At 69.4% G+C, this 20,477-nt stretch carries 20 protein-coding genes and 2 pseudogenes; 10 read left to right on the top strand and 12 right to left on the bottom strand.

The window, feature by feature from the left end; all coding sequences use genetic code 11:
* Positions 1–281: pseudogene (locus DMB66_RS02670) on the top strand (4,5-DOPA dioxygenase extradiol); the annotation flags it as partial.
* Positions 282–332: 51 nt separating this feature from the next.
* Here the strand turns inward: DMB66_RS02670 and DMB66_RS02665 are convergent.
* Complete coding sequence (locus tag DMB66_RS02665; RefSeq protein ID WP_125802385.1) at positions 333–761, bottom strand: hypothetical protein; 429 nt, start codon at positions 759–761, stop codon at positions 333–335.
* 41 nt (positions 762–802) lie between these two features.
* On the opposite strand from DMB66_RS02665, the gene DMB66_RS02660 reads away from it, so the two are divergent.
* From DMB66_RS02660 to aceE, 6 genes are all read left to right on the top strand, one after another.
* Complete coding sequence (locus tag DMB66_RS02660) at positions 803–1,390, top strand: DUF2249 domain-containing protein (RefSeq protein ID WP_125802384.1); 588 nt, start codon at positions 803–805, stop codon at positions 1,388–1,390.
* Positions 1,391–1,419: 29 nt separating this feature from the next.
* The gene (locus DMB66_RS02655; protein WP_125802383.1) at positions 1,420–2,067 is read left to right on the top strand and encodes a metalloregulator ArsR/SmtB family transcription factor; all 648 of its coding nucleotides are present in this window, start codon (positions 1,420–1,422) and stop codon (positions 2,065–2,067) included.
* A gap of 1,032 nt (positions 2,068–3,099) precedes the next feature.
* Complete coding sequence (locus DMB66_RS02650) at positions 3,100–3,909, top strand: CBS domain-containing protein (protein ID WP_158647124.1); 810 nt, start codon at positions 3,100–3,102, stop codon at positions 3,907–3,909.
* A gap of 32 nt (positions 3,910–3,941) precedes the next feature.
* The gene (locus tag DMB66_RS02645) at positions 3,942–4,121 is read left to right on the top strand and encodes a hypothetical protein (RefSeq protein ID WP_125802381.1); all 180 of its coding nucleotides are present in this window, start codon (positions 3,942–3,944) and stop codon (positions 4,119–4,121) included.
* A 187-nt stretch (positions 4,122–4,308) separates the two neighbouring features.
* Positions 4,309–5,442, top strand: coding sequence for a hypothetical protein (locus tag DMB66_RS02640; protein ID WP_125802380.1), 1,134 nt, complete (start codon positions 4,309–4,311; stop codon positions 5,440–5,442).
* Positions 5,443–5,655: 213 nt separating this feature from the next.
* Positions 5,656–8,406, top strand: coding sequence for a pyruvate dehydrogenase (acetyl-transferring), homodimeric type (gene aceE / locus DMB66_RS02635; protein ID WP_125802379.1), 2,751 nt, complete (start codon positions 5,656–5,658; stop codon positions 8,404–8,406).
* Positions 8,407–8,883: 477 nt separating this feature from the next.
* On the opposite strand, the pseudogene DMB66_RS02630 reads toward aceE, so the two are convergent.
* The 4 genes and pseudogenes from DMB66_RS02630 to DMB66_RS02615 all read right to left on the bottom strand — a co-directional run bounded on the left by DMB66_RS02630 (position 8,884) and on the right by DMB66_RS02615 (position 12,806).
* Positions 8,884–10,669: pseudogene (locus tag DMB66_RS02630) on the bottom strand (glycoside hydrolase family 15 protein).
* Positions 10,670–10,718: 49 nt separating this feature from the next.
* Complete coding sequence (locus DMB66_RS02625) at positions 10,719–11,195, bottom strand: hypothetical protein (protein WP_125802378.1); 477 nt, start codon at positions 11,193–11,195, stop codon at positions 10,719–10,721.
* Position 11,196: 1 nt separating this feature from the next.
* Complete coding sequence (tal, locus tag DMB66_RS02620; RefSeq protein ID WP_125802377.1) at positions 11,197–12,303, bottom strand: transaldolase; 1,107 nt, start codon at positions 12,301–12,303, stop codon at positions 11,197–11,199.
* A gap of 59 nt (positions 12,304–12,362) precedes the next feature.
* The gene (locus DMB66_RS02615; protein WP_125802376.1) at positions 12,363–12,806 is read right to left on the bottom strand and encodes a hypothetical protein; all 444 of its coding nucleotides are present in this window, start codon (positions 12,804–12,806) and stop codon (positions 12,363–12,365) included.
* A 97-nt stretch (positions 12,807–12,903) separates the two neighbouring features.
* Here DMB66_RS02615 and DMB66_RS02610 point away from each other — a divergent pair, with 97 nt between their 5' ends.
* On the top strand, positions 12,904–13,578 hold the full coding sequence (locus DMB66_RS02610; RefSeq protein ID WP_125802375.1) for a metalloregulator ArsR/SmtB family transcription factor: 675 nt from the start codon (positions 12,904–12,906) through the stop codon (positions 13,576–13,578).
* Between the two features lie 137 nt (positions 13,579–13,715).
* Here DMB66_RS02610 and DMB66_RS02605 read toward each other — a convergent pair whose 3' ends face one another.
* The 7 genes from DMB66_RS02605 to DMB66_RS02580 form a co-directional block, all read right to left on the bottom strand.
* Complete coding sequence (locus DMB66_RS02605) at positions 13,716–14,132, bottom strand: TraR/DksA C4-type zinc finger protein (RefSeq protein WP_233624247.1); 417 nt, start codon at positions 14,130–14,132, stop codon at positions 13,716–13,718.
* Positions 14,129–14,953, bottom strand: coding sequence for a rod shape-determining protein (locus DMB66_RS02600; RefSeq protein ID WP_158647123.1), 825 nt, complete (start codon positions 14,951–14,953; stop codon positions 14,129–14,131). The genes DMB66_RS02605 and DMB66_RS02600 overlap by 4 nt, the downstream gene beginning before the upstream one ends.
* A gap of 13 nt (positions 14,954–14,966) precedes the next feature.
* Positions 14,967–15,446, bottom strand: coding sequence for a hypothetical protein (locus tag DMB66_RS60980; RefSeq protein ID WP_158647122.1), 480 nt, complete (start codon positions 15,444–15,446; stop codon positions 14,967–14,969).
* A 247-nt stretch (positions 15,447–15,693) separates the two neighbouring features.
* Positions 15,694–16,293, bottom strand: coding sequence for a GTP cyclohydrolase I FolE (folE, locus tag DMB66_RS02595; protein WP_125802373.1), 600 nt, complete (start codon positions 16,291–16,293; stop codon positions 15,694–15,696).
* A 343-nt stretch (positions 16,294–16,636) separates the two neighbouring features.
* Positions 16,637–16,930 (bottom strand): DUF3040 domain-containing protein, encoded by a 294-nt coding sequence (locus DMB66_RS60975; RefSeq protein WP_158647121.1) that lies wholly within the window; start codon positions 16,928–16,930, stop codon positions 16,637–16,639.
* 291 nt (positions 16,931–17,221) lie between these two features.
* Positions 17,222–17,680, bottom strand: a complete 459-nt coding sequence (locus DMB66_RS02585; protein WP_158647120.1) for a universal stress protein — start codon at positions 17,678–17,680, stop codon at positions 17,222–17,224.
* A complete protein-coding gene (locus tag DMB66_RS02580) occupies positions 17,655–18,095 on the bottom strand; it encodes a universal stress protein (protein ID WP_158647119.1) in 441 nt (146 codons plus the stop codon). The genes DMB66_RS02585 and DMB66_RS02580 overlap by 26 nt, the downstream gene beginning before the upstream one ends.
* A gap of 519 nt (positions 18,096–18,614) precedes the next feature.
* On the opposite strand from DMB66_RS02580, the gene DMB66_RS02575 reads away from it, so the two are divergent.
* Positions 18,615–19,109 (top strand): hypothetical protein, encoded by a 495-nt coding sequence (locus DMB66_RS02575; RefSeq protein WP_125802369.1) that lies wholly within the window; start codon positions 18,615–18,617, stop codon positions 19,107–19,109.
* Between the two features lie 123 nt (positions 19,110–19,232).
* A complete protein-coding gene (gap, locus tag DMB66_RS02570; protein WP_125802368.1) occupies positions 19,233–20,234 on the top strand; it encodes a type I glyceraldehyde-3-phosphate dehydrogenase in 1,002 nt (333 codons plus the stop codon).
* The last annotated feature ends 243 nt before the right edge of the window (positions 20,235–20,477 follow it).

Raw genomic sequence — 20,477 nt, 5'->3', positions numbered from 1 at the left:
TGCGCATGCTGAGCGACCCGACCGAGTTCGCGACACTCGACGCCCACCGCGACTTCCGCCACGCGGTACCGACACCGGACCACTTCATTCCCGCGCTGTATCTGGCCGGTCTGGCCGCAGCTACCAAGGAGGCGGACTCGTCGGTTCTGGTCGACGACTACGCCTACGGCTCCTTGTCGATGACGGCGTACACCCTCGGCCTGTCCTGCCCGGACGCCGCAGGCGAAGGCGGATCCTCGCAACCGCCCGCCGACCTACCGCCTGACGGTTCCAACATCTGACCCCACGGCCGCCCCGAGCGCGATCGGTGGGTCCTGATCCTCATGCTCGAATCAGCCGGCAAGCAGCAGCACACCGGCGGCGAGCAACGCGGGTGCTTTGACGACTTCCAGTGCCACATACAAGAGGTGAGCGGTGGAACGCTGCTGCGACCGTCCGGCCAGGACCCGCTCGGTACGGCGACGCAGCTGCGGGCGAACGACCGTCAGCTGCACCGTCAACGCCGTCAGCGCCACCACTGACAGGATCTCGGGCGCCCGGCGATGGCCGCCGGAGGTCATCGCGACGACAACCACGAGGCCCAGCACGACCTCGGCGGCGTTCAACGCGCGAAAGACCAGCCGTCCGATGCCCAGGCCGATAGGTACGGTCACGCCCGGGGCGCGGAACTTCAGCGGCGTCTCGAGAAACGAGATGGCCAGCACCATGCCGAACCAGACGAATGTCGCCGCGGCCCAGAGCGCCGCTGTCCAGGAGTCCATGGCTGGAGTTTATACAGGTGATGGATGTATAAACTCAAGACATGACCGAGCACACCGTTGACGTCCGTCCGTTGCGCAAGCCCGACAAGCACCCCGCGGTGTTCACCGCCTTCGACGCCCTGCCGGTCGGCGACGCGGTGATCCTGATCAACAGCCACGATCCGCGTCACCTGCGGGAGGAGTTCGCGCGGGAACGCCCCCGCGGCTTCGAGTGGACATATCTGGAAAGCGGCCCACAAGCCTGGCGGATCCAGATCACCAAGCTCGTCGGCACCCCACTGCCGCGGGTGCTCGGCGACTTCACCGCACTCGATGCGGCACCGGACGCCGCCGGTGCGATCTGGAAGCTGCAGATGAACGACCGCGACCTCGACTCCAACATCATTCAGCTGCCCCCGTACGGGAACATCGAACCGCATATCGGGCCGGATCTCGATGTCCTGGTCGTGGTCCTCGAAGGTTCGGGCGCACTGACGACCGAACTCGACGATTTCGATCTCACCGGCGGTCAGCTCGTCTGGCTGCCCCGGGCCTCCCACAGGAGCATCACCGCGGGCCCGAGGGGTCTGCGATACCTGACTGTGCACCGGCGCCGTCGTGCCCTTGTCATCGGCGCAGTGACGACATGACCGGTGATCCACCGAGTACCTTCACGAAGATGAGCGGGGCCAGGGACGCCAATCCGTCGGCGGGGCGACGCCCTGAGGTGCTGCGCCTGCTCAGGTCCTCGGAACGGGCACTGAGCATCGGCGAACTCGCCCGGCAGCTGGAGGTACACCCGAACACGGTCCGGTTGCACCTCGAGAGTCTCACGGACGCCGGCCTGGTCGAGCGCGTGGAGGCCGAGAGGTCCGGTCCGGGTCGGCCTCCGCTGATGTTCCGGGCGTCCCGACGGATGGATCCGGCCGGTCCCCGCAACTATCGGTTCCTGGTCGAGATGTTGATCGCTGAGCTGAACGCCGCGCGGAATCCCGCGGCACGAGCAGTCGAGATCGGCCGGCGCTGGGCTGTGCACGACGTCGAACCACCTGCCGGCCCGTTGACTGCTGTCGAAGCGACGTCGTGGCTGATCGGGCTACTCGACCGGATCGGCTTCGCGCCTGAGCCCGGAGCCGGAGCCGGGCAGATTGATCTCCGTAATTGTCCTTTCCTCGAGACTGTCCAGCCGCACGATCAGCTGGTGTGCGCCCTGCACCTCGGCTTCATGCAGGGCGCCGTCGATCGGACCGGCGCGGTGTCTGTGGATGAGCTCATCCCGTTCGCCGAACCGGATGTCTGCCGAATCCTGATCAGCCCACGCAGCTGACACCATCAGGGGCGCACAGGCCGTGGCCGTCGATGCAGCGGAAGACCTCCGATGCGCAGTCCGGCCAGGTGAGGAAACGCCGGACCCGGTCGACCGCGGCGGTGATGGTCACACACGCGGGGCACCACCGTCAGATCCGAATATTCGTGGCGGCCCGGTCCGTGCCAAGCCGTTGCGTGGCACCGGAGAGCGCGACCTCAAACGTTGAGAGCCAGGGTGGACCACACCGTCGGTCAGCACCCGCACCATGGCCCGGTTGCCGACGAACGGCAGAATCAGACGGCCATTGCTGTATCTGGTGCGCATGTTCGCGTCATCCATGTCGCGTCATCATGGGGTCAGGCGTCGGACCTGATCGATCGCTAAGTGCAGTACCGGTGAGCACGCCGAGACATCGAACGCCAGGGTGCACATCCGTCGGCCTTTCCCCCGCGAGTCCGGAGGGGGTGCATCGGTGTCAGCGCGTGGTGATGTACCGCCCTCGGCTGTGACGTACCGGTGCGCGAGGCGAGGCCGAACAGGTCCGACGCTCCTCCCGGCCGCGCCCCGTGGGCCATGGCGTCTCTTCGCGGAAGCTGACGCCGTCGGTACTGCCGGTCACCTCTGCCGTGCCTTCCCGCACCGACCATGACACGCCATCGGTGATGGTGCCCGGCTCAGGCCACAACTCGCGGGGCATGGATTCTACCCACGGGCAGGTCGCCTACGCCCCGCGACGCCAACGGTTACGTCAGCCATTGTTGCCGACAGTCGGCAGTCTAGACCCGCCGTGTCTGTGCACCATGGCCCTGCCGAACACAGGTCCGCTGAAGCGACGATGGAAGCCGGACACCGGTCCTGCCGGCCCGCATGCAGGACCTCATGCGTGGTCGTGACGGGTGACCACCACGCACACGCTTGTCCACCTTGACTTGACGACGAACTCGTCAACCCACCACCGACGACACCATCCACGTCACACCAACACATTTGTCACCGATGGGTGCGCTGCCGCGCATCCCGCACGATCGTCGGCGACAGGGGAGGAGCACCATGCCGCATTGGCGAGTACGCGATGTGATGACCACGGACGTGATCACCGCACCCGACGACGCATCGATCGCAGAGATCGTCGCCGTGCTCACCGACCGGAAGATCACCGCCGTGCCGATCGTCGACAGGTTCGATGTGGTACTCGGCGTGGTCTCCTGGACTGACCTGCGCAAGAAGATCGACATCGCCACGCCGCAGGAAAAGCCGCACGTCGGTTGGTGGCGCCGGTGGGCGCCACCGTCGGCGCGGTGGCCCGAGGGGACCGCGGTGGAGGTGATGAGCGGCCCGGCCCTGACCGTCGCCGCCGACGCTCCGCTGCCGGCGGCCGCCCGCACGATGTACCGCAGCGAGGTCGGCCGGCTGCTGGTCGTCGACGGCGACAACCGCCTGCGAGGCATCGTCACCCGGTCGGACCTGCTGAAGGTCCACGCCCGGCTTGACGCCGTCATCCGGGACGAGGTGTCGCACCAAGTCCTGCGCCGCACACTGACAATCCCGCCCGGGGTGGTCCAGGCCACTGTCGACGACGGTGTCGTCACCCTCACCGGACACACCGCACGCAAGACGACCGCCGTCGTCGCCGCCCGACTGACCGAAACGGTCCCGGGCGTCACCGACGTCGTCGACCAGCTCACCTTCGACCTCGACGACACCGTCACAGCCGCTCCCGCACGTCAGTCGGTCGAACATGATCCCCTGCTCGGCTGGCGGATCGGACGTTTCCCCACCTGGTCAGCCGAACCGGCATCCGGGGACCGCGTCACCGACCACGACGTACAGACCGCGACCACAACGGCGGCACCGCGATGATCAGGCAGCCAGCAGTCCCGTCATCAGCGGCGATGCCGTCGCGCCCGCAGGGCGAACGTCCTGGCCCGATCGTCGACCTGCACGACCGGAAACCGGATGTGTCCCAACTGCCGCCGGACACCGACGATGACCTCGGTGGATTCACCGGCGACATCGTCGACGAATGGGGCCGGCAGTCATTTCCAGCCAGCGACCCGCCGGGCAACTGGTGACAACGTCACCGACGCCGAGACCGAGAACGGCGACTGTGCGGATCTAGCAGCCGGCGGGGATCACGCACGCAGGTCCAGCCTGAAACGCCCCCGGCCAACGGCGGTCCAGTAGCGCAGGACGCCGGTATTGCCTCAGACGTGCGATCGGCTCACGGACGCGCCGCGCGATCTTCGACGAGAGGTTTGCATGGACATCATCAACACGCAGGACCTGCTCCGTCTGACCGACCAGCGCGGCGGCACACGGATCTCCCTCTTCCTGCCAACCCACCGCGGCGGCCCTCAAACCGAGCGCAACCGCATCCGGCTGAAGAACCAGCTCCGGTACGCGCACCACGCGCTGCGCACCGACGGCATGCCCGCCGGGCAGATCGACGCGATGCTCGAACCGGGATATCGGCTCCTCAACCTAGTAGGGCTGTGGGAGCAGCCCAGCGATGGCCTGGCCGTGTTCCTCGGGCCGGACGGCCCTTGTCACCTGCGGGTTCCGCTGCGGTTGCCCGAGCTGGTGACCGTCGGCGACAGATTCGTGGTCCGACCGTTGCTGCCGCTGCTGAACGCCGGCGGCCACTTCTACGTCCTGGCCCTCAGCCAGGACGAGATCCGGCTGTTCCACGGCACCCGGATCGGCCTCGACCAGGTCCAGCTCGACGGGCTCCCGCTGGCGGTGTGGCTGACCATGCCACGCAGGCAGCCACAGGTGCACGCGTTCCTCGCCGACCGCGGCGGCACCGGCGGCCGAGCAATGTTCCACGGCGGCGGCACCGACAACGACGCCAAGCCGCTGATACTGCAGCACTTCCGACGAGTCGACCATGCCCTTCGCGAGCTGCTCGCCGGCGACCAAGCCCCAGTAGTCCTCGCCGGCGTGCGCTACCTGCAGGCCATCTACCGCCAGGCCAACGCCCATCCTCAGCTCCTGCCCACCGGCATCGACGGCAGCCCAACATACGCGAGCCCTGATCAACTTCACCGCCGGGCGTGGGCGCTCGTCGAACCCCTACTGCGCGGCCACGAAACCGCAGCCGCCACCAGATACCGCGCACTGCAGGGAACCGGAGCCACCAGCAACACACCAGAGGAGGTCTTCACGGCCGCGCGACAGGGACGGGTCGAGACACTGTTCCTCTGCACCAACACCCCCGAATGGCGCACCCGCGCGGACCGCGAGCCGCTGGTACTGCTCGCGGACGGACCCACCCCGAACGATCAACTCGACCTTGCTGCTGTGGCGACCCTGCGCCACGCCGGCACCGTCTACGCCGTGCCCGCCGCACGCATGCCCGACGCCAACCCACTAGCCGCGATCCTGCGCTACTGACCACAGGCCGAACCCGGCCAGCCGGGCAATGCGTGCCGGACGCTGGAGGCTTCCGCCGCACGGACCACGAGAAAGCGTTGATGACCAATCCCGTGGCAACCAGCTGGGTGCGGTGCGAGTCGACGACCAGTTCGCGCCCGGCGTGCGCGATGCGCTATCCGATCAGGCAATCGATACAACGCCACGCCACCACTGCTGAGAAAGGCCCACGCCATGACCGCAGAAACCCACCGGCACCCGCTGATCAGCGGCGGGCTACCCAGCCAACTGCTCGACCTGGACCCCGCCGAAACCCAGGAATGGCGGGAGTCCCTCGACGCGGTCGTGGAGCACGCCGGCGTGGATCGAGCACGGTATCTGATGCTCAGCATGCTGCAACGAGCCCGCGACCAGCATGTCGGCGTGCCGATCCTGCACAGCAGCGACTACCTCAACACCATCCCGCCGCAGCTGGAACCGCCGTTCCCCGGCAACGAAGACATCGAACGGCGCATCCGCGCGTACATTCGGTGGAACGCCGCGATCATGGTGCACCGGGCGCAGCGACCCGGGATCGGGGTTGGCGGGCACATCTCCACCTACGCCTCGGCTGCGTCGCTGTACGAGGTCGGGTTCAACCACTTCTTCCGCGGCCACGCCGCCGACGGCGGCGGCGACCAGATCTACTTCCAAGGCCACGCCTCCCCGGGCATCTACGCACGGGCCTTCCTCGAAGGCCGCCTGACCGAACACCAGCTCGACGGGTTCCGCCAGGAACTGTCGCATCCCGGCGGCGGCCTGCCGTCCTACCCACACCCCCGGCTGATGCCCGGCTTCTGGCAGTTCCCGACCGTCTCGATGGGCCTCGGCGCGATCAACGCCATCTACCAGGCCCGGTTCAACCGCTACCTACACCACCGCGGAATCACCGACACCAGCCGACAGCGGGTATGGGCCTTCCTCGGCGACGGCGAGATGGACGAGATCGAAGCACTCGGCGCGATCGGCGTGGCCGCCCGCGAGAACCTCGACAACCTCACCTTCGTCATCAACTGCAACCTGCAGCGCCTCGACGGCCCGGTCCGCGGCAACGGCAAGATCATCCAGGAGTTGGAGGCATTCTTCCGCGGCGCCGGCTGGAACGTCATCAAGGTGATCTGGGGCCGGCAATGGGACCCGCTGCTCGCCGCGGACACCGACGGCGCGCTGCTCAACCTCATGAACGTCACCCCGGACGGCGACTACCAGACCTACAAAGCCTCATCCGGAGCCTTCGTGCGGCAACACTTCTTCGGCCGCGACCCCCGCACCGCCGCCATGGTCGCGGACATGTCCGACGACCAGATCTGGGGACTCACCCGCGGCGGCCACGACAACCGCAAGCTGTACGCGGCATACCAGGCCGCCGTGACACACACCGGCCAGCCGACCGTAATCCTGGCCAAGACCATCAAGGGCTGGACACTCGGGTCGCACTTCGAGGGCCGCAACGCCACCCACCAGATGAAGAAACTCACCCTCGACGACCTCAAGGGCTTCCGGGACCGGCTGCACCTCGACATCCCCGACACCGCACTCGACGAGACCCTACCGCCCTACTACCGCCCGTCCGAGGGTTCGCCGGAGCTGGAATACCTGCACGAACGCCGCCATGCCCTGGGCGGCTACCTGCCGGCCCGCCCCACGCCAAGCCTGCGGCTCGCCCTACCCGGCGCCGCGGCGTACGCGGTCGCCGGTCGCGGTTCCGGCCGGCAACAGGTCGCGACCACGATGGCGTTCGTGCGGCTGCTCAAGGACCTGATGAAGGACCCGCACATCGGTCACCGGTTCGTGCCGATCATCCCGGACGAGGCCCGCACCTTCGGCCTGGACGCCCTGTTCCCCTCCAAGAAGATCTACTCCCCACACGGACAGCACTACCTGTCGGTGGACCGGGAACTGATGCTCAGCTACCAGGAGGACACCAAGGGCGTCCTGCTGCACGAGGGCATCACCGAAGCCGGCGCCACCGCGTCCTGGACCGCGGCCGGCACCTCCTACGCCACCCACGCCGAACCGATGATCCCGATCTACATCTTCTACTCCATGTTCGGGTTCCAACGCACCGGCGACGGCCTGTGGGCGGCCGCCGACCAGATGACCCGCGGCTTCCTGCTCGGCGCCACCGCCGGCCGGACCACCCTCAACGGCGAGGGCCTGCAACACGAGGACGGGCACTCGCTGCTGCTGGCCTCCACCAACCCCGCCTGCGTCGCCTACGACGCCGCGTTCGCGTTCGAACTCGGCCACATCGTCCGCGACGGCCTGCGCCGCATGTACGGCGAAACCCGCGACGGCGAGGACCCGAACGTCTTCTACTACCTGACCCTGTACAACGAACCCATCACCCAGCCCGGCCAGCCGGCCGACACCGACGTCGACGGCATCCTCGCCGGCATGCACCTCTACAGCGCCGCCGATCAAGCAGACGGCCCACGGGCGCAGATCCTGGCCTCCGGCATCGCCGTGCAATGGGCGCTTCAGGCACAACGGATGCTCCACGACGACTGGGGCGTCGCCGCCGATGTCTGGTCGGTGACCTCCTGGACCGAACTGCGCCGCGAAGCCCTCGCGGTTGACGCGTGGAACCTCACCCACCCCGGCCAACCACGCAGAATCCCCTATGTCACCCGCCGGCTGACCGCGGCACCAGGCCCGGTCACCGCCGTGTCCGACTGGATGCGAGCCGTCCCCGACCAGATCGCACCGTTCGTGCCCGGCACCTGGTCCTCCCTGGGCACCGACGGCTTCGGGCACTCCGACACCCGCGGGGCACTGCGCCGCCACTTCCACGTCGACGCACCCTCCATCGTCCTGCGGGTACTCACCCAACTCGCCGACCGCGGAGAAGCCGACGAGTCCACGCCCACCAAGGCGATCGAGCTGTACCGGCTGAATGACATCGACGCGGCGGCCCCGGGCAACACCGAAGGCTCCGCCGAGTAGGAGGCAAACCGGGGCGGGCTTGGCCGGCATCGCTCTGGTTGACTAGCACCCGTCTCGGGCGTGTGCGTCAACCGCGCGTGCGAGCAGGAACAGACCCACGCCCGATCACGGTGGCCGTGCGCAGGCGAAGGTCCGGGGGCGGCGATTCGAGCGCTGGTGCGCGGAACCCTGCCGCTACGAAGAACCGGTGCACGGTTGGCGCCGATTTCCGGATGAGAAGTTCGGGGCGACGGCGTTGCCTGCGCTCGACGCGGCCCGTGCTCGTCTGTCGCGTCAAGGCTGAGTCCTCGGACACGGAAATCCCGTGTTTTGGGCGAAGCGCGCCATCGGCTGGGGCGCCCCTTGTTGCTGGGCGTATTCGGGGCGTTCCAGGATCACGATCCGCTCAGCGTGCGCTCGGAGGCCTCGTGGTCGGTGATTCGAGGTCAGGAATCACGGTGCGGCGCGGCGGGTTGCACTGCCGGAGGGCACGGGAATTCAGGGGCGACCGGCGTCTCGGATGGCGAGGGCGGCCTGGATCAGTGTGGCGTGGGTCAGCGTCTGCGGGTAGTTGCCGAGGTGGGCACCGGTCGCGGGGTCCATCTCCTCGGCGTAGAGGCCGAGCGGGCTGGCGTGCTCGAGCAGCGTCTGGAATAGCTGGAGCGCTTCGGGCTGGCGGCCGGTGCGGGCGAGGGCTTGGGCGAGCCAGAACGAGCAGGGCAGGAACGCGCCTTCGGTGCCGGCTAGTCCGTCGCGTCCGGGCGGGTAGCGGTACAGCAGTGGTCCGCCGGCGGACAGCTCGTCGCGGATCGCGTCGATCGTGCCGCGTACCCGGGCAGACTGGGGGTTTGTCGATGCCCAGCAGTGGCAGGACGAGCAGCGCCGCGTCGAGGTCGGTGGAGTCGTAGGCGCGTACGTAGGTGGCCCTGGCCGGGTCGAAGCCGCGGGCGTGGACCTCGGCGGCGATGGCGTCTCGGGCGTGCTTCCACCGCCGGCGTTGCCGGGTGGCGAGCGGGTGGGTGTCGGCGATGCGCAGGGCCCGGTCGAGGGCGAGCCAGCCCATCATTTTGGAGTGCACGTGGTGGGTGGCGTCGCCGCGGATCTCCCAGATGCCGGCGTCGGGTTCCGGCCAGCGGCGGGCGACCAGGTCGGCGAAGCCGCGCACGGCCCGCCAGGTCTCGGCGTACAGGTGATGTCCGGCCTGGACGAGCACCCAGGCGGCGTCGACCACCCAGCCGTAGCCGTCGAGTTGGTGCTGGTCGGCGGCGCCGTTGCCGGTGCGCACCGGCACGCTGCCGGCGTAGCCGGGCCAGCCGGGCAGTTCCCGCTCGCCGGGTGGGTGCCGGCCGTGCAGGGTGAACAGGGCGGGCAGGCGGGGCCGCTGTAGCCGGCTGGCGTGCAGCAGCCAGGCGAGGAAGCCGCGGGCTTCGTCGAGTTTGCCGGCGCCGAGGAACGCGGCGACGCCGATGCTGGCGTCGCGGGGCCAGACGTAGCGGTAGTCCCAGTTGCGCATGCCGCTGGGATCCTCGGGCAGCGAGGTGGTCGGTGCGGCGACCGGTGCCCCGGACGGTGAGTAGGTCAGCAGGCGCAGGGTCAGCAGGCTGCGCACGACGGGCTCGCGGAAGGGCAGCGTCGGGTCGATGGCGGCGGTCCAGGCCCGCCAGCGGGTCTCGTCGCCGGCGAGCAGGTCCCAGGCTGCCGCCGGCGGCACGTGGATCAGCGGTTCGCGGTGGGCCACGGACAGCACGAGGGTGAGCGGGTGGCCCGGTTCTACGGTGACCGTAGTGGTCCGGCCGGGTGCGACGGTGAGCTCGGGTGCACAGGTCAGGGAAACCGCGAGCGACCCCCAGGTGCAGACGACGACCGTACGGTCGTGGCGGACCTTGGGTGGACGATGGTCCGCGCCGAGGCGCGGGTCGAACTCGATGACCGCGTCGACCGGCTGGTTCTCGGCCGACAGGCGCCGCACCAGCAGCGTCGCGGGCAGCAGCTGGCCGGCGACCTCGGCCACCATCGCCTCGGTGAGAGTGAGCCGGCCACCGCCGGCCTGCCAGGTCGTCTCCAGGGTGGCCGTGTGCTGCCGGTAGCGCCGTTCGGCCATCGTGGCGGGGCCGGCCGGGCCGGCCCGGAACGTTCCGGCTGCCGGGCCGCCGACGAGGCGACCGAACAGTGGCTCGCCGTCGAAGCGGGGCACGCAGAGCCAGTCGATCGCGCCGTCGTCGGAGACCAACGCCGCGGTGCGGGTGTCGCTCAGCAACCCATAGTCGCCGATCGGCACGGGCATCTGGGAGCGCGCATCGTCCGGACCGTCAGTCATCGGTGGCCGGCGCATGTCAGCGCGCCTGCAGCAGGAGCCCGAGCACGACGCCGTAGGCCAGGTGGGCGACGACCGCGACGGCGGGGGTTTGGACGCCGTAGTTGAGGGCGAACAGGCCGGGCGGCTCCAGCACGGCCGTGCTGGCCGGGCCGGCCCGGTGCGACGCCATCCGCGGATGGGCGCCCGGCAACAGCGGCAGCAGCACGGTGAGGGCGACCGCGACGTGCAGTGCGCCGAGCATGCCCCCGAGCCACCAGGTGGCGCGGTGCAGCAGGGCGAAGGTGGTGGCGTAGCCGAGGGCGAAGACCTGGCCGGCGGCGAGGTGGAGGAAGAACCCGGCGACCCGGGCCCGGTCCGGGTCAGCGGTGACGAGCGTGCCCAGCACCAGGGGAAGGTCGAGGCGGGTCAGCCCAGCCATCTGGGCGGCGATCAGCACCGCGGTCAGCACCGTGGTGGCGACCAGCCCGAACAGCGCCCAACCTGCCCAGTCCATGTCAGCGACGGCTGAGCTGATCGGTCTTTGCCGCGAGCGCGGCGAGCACCTGCTGGTACGAGGCGCGGAAACCGGCGACCCCCTGCTCCTCCAGCGCCGACCCGACATCGTCCATGTCGACGCCGACCGTGGCGAGCCTGCGCATCACCTCAGCGGCGTCATCCACTTCGCTGTCGATGGTGCGGGCCAGGGTGCCGTGGTCGGTGAACGCGGCGATGGTGACCTCGGGCAGCGTGTTGACCGTATCCGGGCCGATGAGATCGTCGACGTAGCGGGTGTCGGGATAGGCCGGATTCTTGGTCGAGGTCGAGGCCCACAGCGGCCGTTGCGGACGCGCCCCCAGCGCGGCCAGGCGCTGCCACCGCTCGCCGGCGAAGCGCTCCCGGAACAGCCGGTAGGCGAGCTTCGCCTGGGCGATCGCCGCCCGGCCGCGCAACGCCAACGCCTCGGGGGTGCCGACCGCATCAAGGCGCCGATCGACCTCGGTGTCGACCCGGCTGACGAAGAACGAGGCGACGCTGCGCACCCGCGCCAGGTCGCCGCCGCGTGCGGCGACGGCTTCGAGCCCGGACAGGTACGCCTCGATGACCTGCTCGTAGCGGGCGAGGGAGAAGATCAGCGTGATGTTGACGCTGCGGCCCTCGGCGATCATCGTCCGGATCGCGGGGACGCCCTCCGCGGTCGCCGGGATCTTCACGAACAGGTTCGGCGCGGCGATCCGCTTGTGCAGCGCGCGGGCGGCCACCAGCGTGGCCTGGGCGTCGTGGGCCAAGTCGGGGGCGACCTCGATGGAGACGAACCCGTCGGTGCCGCCGCTGGCGTCGAAGGTCGGGCGCAGCACGGCCAGCGCGGCGGTCATGTCATCGACGACCAGCTGCCAGTACGCGTCCTCGAGAGACCATCCGGCCGCGGTCAGCTCCGCGAACTGCTCGCCGTAGTCGGTCGAGCCGACGATGGCCTTGGTGAAGATGGTCGGGTTGGCGGTCACCCCGCGGATCCCGTCGGCGACCATCCGCGCCAGGGTGCCGTCGCGCAGGTAGCCGCGGGTGAGGTTGTCGAGCCACGGACTCTGGCCGCACTCGGTGTAGAGACGCTCCAGGGGTGTCATCGGTTCACCTTTCAGGTCGGACGGGGTGGTGGATGGCGTCGGTCGAGGGACTCGGCGCGCTACCGGCGGGACACGGACGACTCCGCCGCTCGGCGGCTGGCCAGCCGCCACAACGCGACAGCGGCGACGAGCAGGCCGAAGTCGCGCAGTGCCACGTCGTAGAAGTCGCCCAGGATCAGCAGGTTGACGATGATCCCGGCGAGCCAGGCGGCCACCACGACGGCGCCGTACCTCGGCCGGACCGCCACCAGGAGGCCGGCCAGGATCTCGATCACGCCGACGGCGTACATCGCCTGCTGCGCGGTGCCCGGGACGAGCCGGTCGATGAACGGCGCCAGGTAGCCGGGCCAGTCGGTTAACAGGTTGGCGAACTTGTCTAGGCCGAACGCGATCGGCGCCACCGTGAAGACGGTGCGTAGCAGCAGGAACGCCTGCTGAGCCGGATCCCCGGCTCGCCCGGTCAGCCGGGAGATCATCGTCGAATCCGGTGCGTTGGTGCTCATGACATGCTCCCATCTTCTAAATACACAATTTCCGTGCTTTAGAAGCTAGGCTCCGTTTGCTTCTAAAGTCAAGATGTTCGTGTTTTACACTCGGGTCATGGCCACTCGCCCGCTGCCCGACCGCGTCGCCGCTCTGGCCGTCCTGGACGATCCGACCCGCCGGGCCGTGTTCGACCTCGTCGCCCGTGCGGGCAGGGCGATCAGCCGCGACCAGGCGGCGCAAGCCCTCGGGGTCAGCCGCCGGGTCGCCGCCGTGCACCTTGACCGCCTCGCCGATCAGGGGCTGCTCGCCGTCGAGTACCGCCGGCCGCCGGGGCGTGGCGGTCCCGGCGCCGGCCGTCCCGCGAAGCTGTACCGGCGGACCGAGGGCGAGGTGGCGGTGTCGGTCCCCGAACGGCACTACGACGTGGTCGGCGGGCTGCTCGCCGCGGCCGTGACCGAGTCGATCGACACCGGCGGCGATGTGCGTGAGGTGCTGCACCGCACCGCCTACGACGCCGGCAAGACCATCGGTACGGCGGCTGGCAACCTGCTCGCGGCGCTGGAGGACGCTGGGTACGAACCACGGCGACAGGATTCTGACAGCGGCGCGGTCGTGCTGGGCAACTGCCCGTTCCACCGCCTCGCCCGCCAGTACACGGCGTTGGTGTGTGGGGTGAACCTGCAGCTGCTGCGCGGCGTCGCCGACGGTGCCGGTGACTCCACCTGTCACGCGGAGCTCGACCCCGGCCCCGGCCGCTGCTGCGTACGGCTGCGCCCGGCAGCATCGTGACGTTGCAGCTGACGGCCGTCGGGCGGGAGCCAGTCGGTGGCGGCACGCGGCGGAGCCGTTCCGCCGTGTCCCCTGACCCCGGTGAACGCGTTCATGGGCAACGCGCCGACTCTGTTCCGCGGAGGTTGACATGTGTCTCACCACGGCGGTGCGGTAGGCAGCGGTGCGGACCAACGTTGGGCGGCACGACGTTGACACCGGACGCAGAACCGGGCGTGCGGCAGGTTCCGTAGCCGGCCCAGGGGAATGTCCTTTCCGCACGCTTCGCAGATGCCATAGGTTCCCTGCTGCATGCGGTGCAGGGCCTGCGTGGTGTCCGCGACACCGTGCCGGGCCGCGGCGACGAACGCCTCAACGGTGGCACTGTCGTCGCCGGTGACGTCGGGCGACTCATCACAGATCACAAGGTGGGCGAGCCAGACGGTGTCGGTTCGTCGTCGCTCCTCGAGCATGCAGCGCAACAGTCCCGGGGCGCGGTGCACGGTCGTGGCAACCGGCGGATCCTCTCGCGCCGCCGGCTGCTGGGCGCAGGCGTCGCTGCGCCGGCCGGTCATCGGATCGCCGGGTGACGGGCCACGGACATGGCGGCGAGTCCGGCGCCGTTGAGCGCGGCGGTCCATGGTGCGACCGCAGACCGCACCGGGATGCGCAGGTTCGCGGCGATCTTCACCATCAGGCTGGGAGTCATGGCGCCGTCGCCCACCACCATGAGGCCGCGGGTCAACGCGGCGGGGACCAGCGTCTCGACGGCCGGGTCCTGGCGCAGCTCGTCGATCATCCGGGTGGTGGAGTGGGCGAGGACGTCGGTGGGGGCACCGCGTTTGAGGTCACGGGTGCCGATGTCCGTGCGACGCGCCGCCAGGACTCTGCCGTGCCGCAGCGCCGCGACCTCGATGATTTCGGCGCCGATGTCGGCGATGATGAGGCTGCCCGCGCCGGCGCCGGCGCCGATGGCTGCCGCGCGTATGGTGTCGATGAACACCACCCGCGAAGGGGCGAACACCGCCGCGGCGACCTGCCGCAGGACGTCCTGCTCCGTCGCGGTGGCCAGCACGGGCCGGCAGACGACCACGACCGGGCCGGCCGGGATCGGGTCGCGGTACCGGCGGATCAGCCCTGCCAGTACATCGATACAGCCGGATCTGTCGGCGACGCGTCCCCGGCGTACCGGTGCGTGGGAGGTCCCGACGGTGTCGCCGCTCGGGCAGCTCAGGCCGCCGTGGCCAGCCACCCACACATGGGTTTGGCCGCTGCCGAGGCTGACGGCTATCGCGGTGGGCGATGTCTCGGCACTCCCCCGGGTATCGGCGGGCGCCGCGCCCGCCGGGCCAATGGAGGGTTGCTGGCCGGAGACCACCGTGGTGGATACGGACATGCCGACCTCACTTCTACGGACGCTCGGACGAGACGGTCTCGCCACGCCCGGCAGGGTGCGCGAGACCGGGGGTCTGTTCCACCTGGCAGGCGGCACACCAGCGGGCGGTGGGTGAACCCTGCAGACGATCAGCGGTGATCCTGCAGCCGCACTGTTGGCATCTGCCGTAGGTGCCGTGGGCCATGCGACTGAGCGCGGCTTGGATGTCGTCGACGGCATATCGCGCTGCGGCGAGCCGAGTCCGCGCCAGCTCCTGCGACATGGCGTCGTCTTGCGGCTCGGTCGACGGCGCGGCCACACACCGCCCGAACGCCTGATGCAGCTGATGGATCGTCAGGTCCCAGGTCAGGGCGACGGCATCGCGGCGCCGGTCGGCGAACACTCGTGGCGTCGGGTCCGGCCGTCCGCGGCGCAGCGGCGTGCCCGCGCGGCCACGCCGGGGGAATCTGGCATCGACGGTGGGGCTGGAGGTCACCGCTCTCGTCGTCATCATGTGTCTCCTCACCTGCGGAACTGCTGTGTGTCAAGCGTGCGGGACTGGTCGGGTAAGCGCAGGAGCCGTCACGGGCAGAACAACCGGCGGTAACCCTTCCGGTGCCCGGCAACCTGAGAAACCGGCTGCGACCGGCCCGGTGCGGACGACCATGCGCCGTGTGAGGCCGCTACGGCGTCAGCACGCCGGCGCCGACGATCAGGATTGCGCTGATCGGTCACCCGGGGTGTCCCGATGCGGTGTGCGATCAGTGGGAGCCGACGCCGGCCATGGTCAGGAACTCCTCGCGGGCGCGGGCGTCGTCGCGCAGACGTCCGAGGAACGTGGAGGTGCTGGTGCGGGCGCCGGCGGCCTGTACGCCCCGCATGGTCATGCACAGGTGTTCGGCTTCGATGACGACCCCGACGGCGCCGGGCCGCAGGTTGGTGTCGAGACAGACGGCGATCTGTCGGGTGAGGCGCTCCTGCAGCTGGGGGCCGTGGGCGAACAGTTGCACCACCCTGGCGAGTTTCGACAGGCCGACGATGCGGTCGCCGGGCAGGTAGCCAACGTGGGCGACGCCGACGAACGGCAGCAGGTGGTGTTCGCACACCGACCGGATCGGGATGTCGCGGGTGACGACGAGTTCGTCGTATCCCTCGTCGTTGGCGAACGTGGTGAAGGCGAACTCGCGTGGACTGAGCAGTTCGGCGTAGGCGCGCGCCATCCGAGCGGGTGTCTGAGCAAGCCCTCCGGATGCCAGGTCGACACCGAGGGCGGTGAGAAACGTGGCGGCGGCGAGTTCCGCGGCGACCAGATCCTGATCCGGTTGCCGTTGACCGACACGCAACGCAGCGGTCGTGGTCATGGTGCTCCCTTCGTGCGCCGCCGTGCGCCGACGCGACTGTCACTGACCGAACGGGTATGGCACGTGTGCGGCGCCGCCGGCGGACGCGGCACGCCCCGGATGCGGGGACAGCAGTGTTGCTCTACCTGCGCACAACCGCATCGCCGATCATCGTGTCGGTCACGATGAGCCGGGTTCGGTCGATGGGCGTGGCTCATCGTGACCGGTGGGCAGGCCTCTTGCCGGATGCCGGTGGTCGAGCGGCGCCCGGCATTCACCATGCAGAACCGCACTGACGCCCGGCCTCTTGTTTGCGTCGTCCGCGGGCGCGGACACCGGTCGGTCTGTGGGCGGGGCCGTCGGGCTATGGTTGTGGTGGCCGCCGATTATCGGTCCAGCGGGTGTGGTCGGTGATCCAGATGGCCGCGCTCACGCCGGCCACAGCGACCGCGATCAGCGCGACTCCGAGGCTGGTCATCAACACCGCCAAGCCCATGATCAGCACGGCGGCGATCAGCCATGTGCGTGGGGTCATGCCGCGCCACTTGTGCGGGCGGCTCTGCATGGCATGGCCGAATCGATCGGCGAACTCGGGGTCTTCTGAGCGCAGTCCGCGTTCGATCTCCGTCAACCTGCGCTGTTCTGCGTCGCTGAGCATGCCTGCTCCTTTCCGACTGGCGACCGTCCGCAACGACCTACTGTGGGGCCCGCCTCGTGGCGTTTCCGTTTGAGGCGACCGGTGCAGGCAGCGGACATGAGCCGCCACCTGCCGATCCGTCGTTTGTGCACTGACAGCATCCGGCTTGACCGGATCCCATCGACAGGGTCGACAACAGCAAACTGCGAAAGTCGGACCTGCCGAAGCACGGCAACCGTCAGTCATTGCTCATACCCGGTCGGTGGACGGTGGGCCCGGGCCGGGCCGACACCTCGACATGATGGCACGCCGTCAGTCCAGGTCGTGGATCGCCGGAACCACCATCACCGGGCACGGGGCGTGCTCGATCAGGTTCCGCGACGTCGAGCCCATCACCAGGCCACGGAATCCCCCGTGTCCCCGCGAGCCGACGACCAGCAGACCGGCCGACGTGCGGCGAATGATGGCGATCAACGCCGCGGCGACGGAATCGCCCGGCACGACCTCGGTACGGTACTTGACGTCCGGATAGCGCGCGCCGACGCCGAGCGCGCTTGTCGCAGAGTCGCCCACCGTGGCCCAGAATCCGGGATCGCCCGGCGCGATCGCACCCGCGGAGCTTCTGCGCGCCGGCTGATGATGGGCCAGGATTAGCTCGACGTCGCGCAGTTGCGCTTGCGCGAAGGCGACCTCGGCCGCCCTGTTGGCCCCGGGTGAACCGTCGGTGCCGAGCACGACCGGCGCGTCATCGCGGGGGGTGTCGCCGCGCACGACCACGACCGGGCAGCGCGCATGCGCTGAGGCCTGGGCAGCCACCGAGCCCGCCAAAAAGCCCCACGAACCCGCCCAGGCCGCGATGACCAACGACGAGCAGCTTAGCGTCGCGTGAGACCTCGACCAGCACCCCGCCAGGAGAACCGTCGATCAGACGAGTGGTCACCGACAGCGAAGGATGATCGGCGCGGGCCTGCTGTGCCGTCTGCGACAACAGGTCCAGCATCGCCGCCCGCGGCCCTTGATCGTGCTGATCGTACGGCGCATGGAAGGGCGGCCCGATCACCGGCCAGCCGAAGGCATGCACGATGCGCAGGCCGCCGCCGCGCCGCACGGCCTCCCGCGCGCCGTAGTGAACTGCGGACCGGGCTGTCGCCGAACCGTCGAAGCCGACTACCACGAGCCTGCTCATCGCAAGACCTCCATCACTGCGTTGGTGCCGAGCGAACGTCCGCGCGGCAGGGAGCACCACACGAAGTTCAAGTCGACTCTTGCGGCGGCGGCGGTGGGCTGGCGGGCCGGGCCGACGTCGCCGCCCGTCGCGGGACATGCGACTGGGTGGTTCGCCGCGGCGGCTCGCGGCGATGCCGGTCGATGCAGGTAGAGGTGCATGACGATCCCCTTTTCTGGGCGTGTCGAAGACGGTCGGGTTCGTCTTCGTTCCTCGCGCCGGCGCGGTGTCTCCGCAAAGCCCGCCAGAGCCTGTTCGGTGGCTGCACCGCAGCTCGGCGCGACCGGCAAGGACTCGGATGGACGGCGCCGACGGTGGACTCTCGTCCCGGCCTGGCTCTGCCGAACCCGTCCCGCGATCAAAGACGCGCAGCTTCTGGTGCCGGTCCCACCGCGCAGCCGCTTCCCTCAACGGTGGATCCGTTTGCGCGGTGCGGACAGGGTCGGCGACGGACACGTTGGTGGCCCCACGTTGCCGGTCATGAGCAAGCGTCGCCACCGCAGCAGCGAAAGACGCCCGGTTCAGGTGCGCTCGGGTCCTGTCTGGCTGGGCGACACCGGGCGGATTGCCGTCCGTCGGCAACCAAGCGGGGTCCAGTTTGGCGCGGCGCCCACCTGCCCTGTCGGCGCAGGCGCGACGAACATGGTGCCCAGATCACACCGGGCGTGGCCCGCCGGCGGAACTCCCGATCAGATCATTGCCGGTACCCACGTCGTCGGCAGACGCAGCCTCGAGTATCACCTGTCGCTGCCACAAGGGATGGAGGAACGGATGGGCCTCAAGTACCAGCTACCCGCGCTCACCCTCGCCATCGCCCTCATCACGATCGCTGTCGCATTGCTGAACGCCGACAAGATCGGCTTAGGGCTGGTGCTGGGCGTTGTCGCGTTGATCTCTGTCCGCTATTGCGCGCGTCGCTGCGCCGACAAGTACCTGAGCGACCTGCATGTGGAGCACGGCGACCGAATGGACTAGCTGGCACCCCCTGGTGCCAGATGATCACCACGCGCCCCGACCGTCGCCGGCGCTGCCCAACATCCTTCACCGGCAGGTACGCGCTGCCGAAAACCCAACGAACCTAGAAGAAGGTGGTCTGAGATGACGAACGTGGCGATCAACGGGCTGGGCCGCATCGGCCGTGCGGCGTTGAAGATCCTGCTGGACGACGACGGGTTGAACCTCGTCGCGGTCAACGACGTCGCCGACGTCGACAACCTGGCCTACCTGCTCAAGTACGACACCGTCTACGGCCGCTACCACCGCCGGGTCAGCACCGAAGACGGGGCGCTGCTCGTCGACGGTCGACGGATCGCGACGTTCACCGAACGTGACCCGGCGAAGCTGCCGTGGGCCGACCTCGTCGTCGACCTGGTCCTGGAATGCACCGGCGTCTTCAAAACCGAGGACGACCTGAAGAAGCACCTGCAGGCCGGCGCCTCCTTCGTGATCCTGTCCGCCCCGACATCGTCGGAGGCGGTACCCACCGTGGTGCACGGCGTGAACCGTCCCGACGGCGCACCACAGATCGTCTCCTGCGCCAGCTGTACCACCAACTGCATCACCCCGGTCATCGAAGTCGCTCACCGCCACATCGGTGTCCAACGGGCGGTGATGACGACCATCCACGCCTACACCGCCGGCCAACAGCTGGTCGACGGTCCCGCCAAGAGCTTCCGGCGCGGTCGGGCCGGGGCCGCCAACCTGGTGCCGACCTCGACCGGGGCGGCCCGGGCGACCACCCGCGCGGTGCCTGAGCTGGCCGGCAGGTTCGACGGCATCGCGGTACGCGCGCCGATCCCGGTCGGGTCGATCGCCGACATCGTGTTCGTCGCGAACCGGCCGACCACCGTCGAGGAAGTCAACGCCGCGTTCCGGCAAGAGGCCACCGATGAGCGCTACCGCGGCATCCTCGGTGTCTCGCAGGATCCGCTGGTCTCCGCCGACATCGTCGGCGACTCACGCGCCGCCGTCATCGACCTGGACCTGACCCGCGTCGTGGACGGCACGCTGGTCAAGGTCATGGCCTGGTACGACAACGAATGGGGCTTCACCCACCAGATGATCCGCGAGGCCCGCCGCACACTCGGCGTAACCGCATGACGCTCGCCGACCGGACGAGCACGCCGCCGTCTTCCCGAACGTCGCCGCACTGACCTGATCCCCTGGGCACGGGACCGACCGTCAGCCGGACAGGACGCCGTCGGTGTTCCGCGACGCATTCCCTCCCGGAACACTCCCGGACGATCTTTGCGGCGCGGGTCGCCGACGGCCGGTTCCGGCTCGCCGCAGCCGTCCCCGGGCCGTCACCAGAAGCGGGTAAACCGCAGCCCGCCGCTACAGTAT

Source organism: Actinoplanes sp. ATCC 53533 (assembly GCF_003947245.1).
The sequence above is the reverse complement of the archived record's forward strand: the minus strand, read 5'-3'. Positions and strand labels throughout refer to the sequence as shown.

Coding starts and splice junctions, on each gene's coding strand:
- DMB66_RS02615 (WP_125802376.1), bottom strand. CDS start 12,806: ATGAGCACCAACGCACCGGATTCGACGATGATCTCCCGGCTGACCGGG.
- DMB66_RS02650 (WP_158647124.1), top strand. CDS start 3,100: ATGCCGCATTGGCGAGTACGCGATGTGATGACCACGGACGTGATCACC.
- DMB66_RS02625 (WP_125802378.1), bottom strand. CDS start 11,195: ATGGACTGGGCAGGTTGGGCGCTGTTCGGGCTGGTCGCCACCACGGTG.
- DMB66_RS02640 (WP_125802380.1), top strand. CDS start 4,309: ATGGACATCATCAACACGCAGGACCTGCTCCGTCTGACCGACCAGCGC.
- DMB66_RS02600 (WP_158647123.1), bottom strand. CDS start 14,953: ATGTCCGTATCCACCACGGTGGTCTCCGGCCAGCAACCCTCCATTGGC.
- gap (WP_125802368.1), top strand. CDS start 19,233: ATGACGAACGTGGCGATCAACGGGCTGGGCCGCATCGGCCGTGCGGCG.
- DMB66_RS02575 (WP_125802369.1), top strand. CDS start 18,615: ATGAGCAAGCGTCGCCACCGCAGCAGCGAAAGACGCCCGGTTCAGGTG.
- DMB66_RS02655 (WP_125802383.1), top strand. CDS start 1,420: ATGAGCGGGGCCAGGGACGCCAATCCGTCGGCGGGGCGACGCCCTGAG.
- DMB66_RS02610 (WP_125802375.1), top strand. CDS start 12,904: ATGGCCACTCGCCCGCTGCCCGACCGCGTCGCCGCTCTGGCCGTCCTG.
- DMB66_RS02645 (WP_125802381.1), top strand. CDS start 3,942: ATGCCGTCGCGCCCGCAGGGCGAACGTCCTGGCCCGATCGTCGACCTG.
- DMB66_RS02580 (WP_158647119.1), bottom strand. CDS start 18,095: ATGAGCAGGCTCGTGGTAGTCGGCTTCGACGGTTCGGCGACAGCCCGG.
- folE (WP_125802373.1), bottom strand. CDS start 16,293: ATGACCACGACCGCTGCGTTGCGTGTCGGTCAACGGCAACCGGATCAG.
- tal (WP_125802377.1), bottom strand. CDS start 12,303: ATGACACCCCTGGAGCGTCTCTACACCGAGTGCGGCCAGAGTCCGTGG.
- DMB66_RS02665 (WP_125802385.1), bottom strand. CDS start 761: ATGGACTCCTGGACAGCGGCGCTCTGGGCCGCGGCGACATTCGTCTGG.
- DMB66_RS02660 (WP_125802384.1), top strand. CDS start 803: ATGACCGAGCACACCGTTGACGTCCGTCCGTTGCGCAAGCCCGACAAG.
- DMB66_RS02605 (WP_233624247.1), bottom strand. CDS start 14,132: ATGACCGGCCGGCGCAGCGACGCCTGCGCCCAGCAGCCGGCGGCGCGA.
- DMB66_RS60975 (WP_158647121.1), bottom strand. CDS start 16,930: ATGCTCAGCGACGCAGAACAGCGCAGGTTGACGGAGATCGAACGCGGA.
- aceE (WP_125802379.1), top strand. CDS start 5,656: ATGACCGCAGAAACCCACCGGCACCCGCTGATCAGCGGCGGGCTACCC.
- DMB66_RS60980 (WP_158647122.1), bottom strand. CDS start 15,446: ATGATGACGACGAGAGCGGTGACCTCCAGCCCCACCGTCGATGCCAGA.